This window comes from Okeania sp. SIO2F4 (genome assembly GCF_010672385.1).
In the GTDB taxonomy this organism is placed as follows: Bacteria; Cyanobacteriota; Cyanobacteriia; order Cyanobacteriales; family Microcoleaceae; genus Trichodesmium.
On the sequence record NZ_JAAHGT010001370.1, the window covers coordinates 1 to 1,594 of the forward strand.

2 protein-coding genes are annotated in these 1,594 nt (G+C 32.6%); both read left to right on the forward strand.

Annotated elements, in window-relative coordinates; all coding sequences use genetic code 11:
* Positions 1-368 precede the first annotated feature (368 nt).
* A complete protein-coding gene (locus tag F6K22_RS40495; protein WP_293110770.1) occupies positions 369-755 on the forward strand; it encodes a helix-turn-helix domain-containing protein in 387 nt (128 codons plus the stop codon).
* A 38-nt stretch (positions 756-793) separates the two neighbouring features.
* Positions 794-1,252, forward strand: a complete 459-nt coding sequence (locus F6K22_RS40500; RefSeq protein ID WP_293110772.1) for an HARBI1 family protein — start codon at positions 794-796, stop codon at positions 1,250-1,252.
* The last annotated feature ends 342 nt before the right edge of the window (positions 1,253-1,594 follow it).

The following is a 1,594-nucleotide window of genomic DNA, read 5'->3' on the forward strand; positions in this document are numbered from 1 at the left end:
ATCGTAATCATCGGATTCGGTATTGCAATTAACCTCCTTTGATATCAGTGCTATAAACGCGCTGCCGATCCTTGCTGAATCACTGTGAGCTAATTCGTGGATTAACCCACTTCCACTGGTGGCCTCAAAATTCGTAGTCTGTGTAATTAATCGGATTTGATATGACTCCTAGATTAACTATCTAATTATACCGATGCTACCGGATTTGATATTTTTTGTTGCGGAACAAAACGCTTCTACAGGGTTTTGGTTCTGACGATGTGGTTCATCAATTAGCAAAAGCGCTGTATATTAGACATCTCCGAAAAATAAATAAATTGTGATAGAGTCATATAAAATGTAATTTTTTATGGCTAATTATAACCAGTATGCTTGACTACATTCACAATCATCCACAAGAATCAGAACGTTTATTAGGTATCAAATATGAACAGTTAGAAAAGTTATTAAAACAAGCCGAAAAACTCCACAATAATAAGCAAGAGATAGCCACAGCTAAAAAAGTTAGAATAATTGCTTCTGGTGGTGGTAGACCGCCTAAATTATCCATCTCAGAACAAATTATTTTAACCTTAACTTATTTAAGACATTTGACAACATTTCAACTGCTAGGAATTCAATTCGGAGTAAGTGAAACTACAGCTAATGATACCTTTAATTATTGGTGGCCAATTATCGGGGATTTATTACCAGCTAGTTTATTAGAACAGGTAAAAAAAACTCAAGCGATCGAGAAATTATTAAGGAAATTTTAACAGAGTATGAATTAATCGTAGATAGCTATGAACAAGACATACAAAGGCCAAAAAAATATGAAAAACAAAAAGAATATTATTCGGGAAAGAAAAAAAGTCATACAAGGAAAAGTCAAGTAATTGTGTTACCTGCAGGTAAGGATATTGTTGATGTAGAAGCAGGAAAACCAGGGAGAAAAAGTGACATAAATTTTTTTCGTGAGACACAACAAAAATTCTCTGAAAAACAAAAATTTACTGGGGATAAAGCCTATGTGGGAGAATCAGCAATAAAAACACCTAAAAAAAAGCCCAAAAATCAAGAATTAACCAGTCAGGAAAAGTCCCAAAATAAAGACCTTGCTGCTGAAAGAATTTTTGTAGAACATATAATTAGATTACTAAAAATATTTCGGGTAGTTAAAGAAAGATTTAGACTAAATTCTGAGAAATATGTGCAAATAATTAAGACGATTTGTGGCCTTGTTAGATTACGAGTAGGTACATTTATTTTGTAGTATTAAATCAACCTTGATAGAGACATCAATTATTGAATTAATATGACTATTATTGAGCGAGTTTTTAATAGTAAGTATCTATAACACTGAATTTACCGTGAAAATTAACTATCTTAAGCATTTGCGTTGGCGGAGCCTAGCGGCAGCTATATCGCTTCCTAAAAGATAGTTATAGTAAGTGTTCGACTATTTCCGGAGATGTCTATTATGTTTGGTTGAATAGTTATAATTAAAGCTTGTAGTATTTATATAGCCATAATATCAAATAGATATAGGCGTGAAAAAGATATAGACTTGAGGATGATTCAGGCAAAAGTTAGTTTTTTTGAGGTTAAACTGACA

Bases quoted from the DNA above. Each gene is read 5' to 3' on its own strand.
- F6K22_RS40495 (WP_293110770.1), top strand. From the start codon at position 369: ATGCTTGACTACATTCACAATCATCCACAAGAATCAGAACGTTTATTA.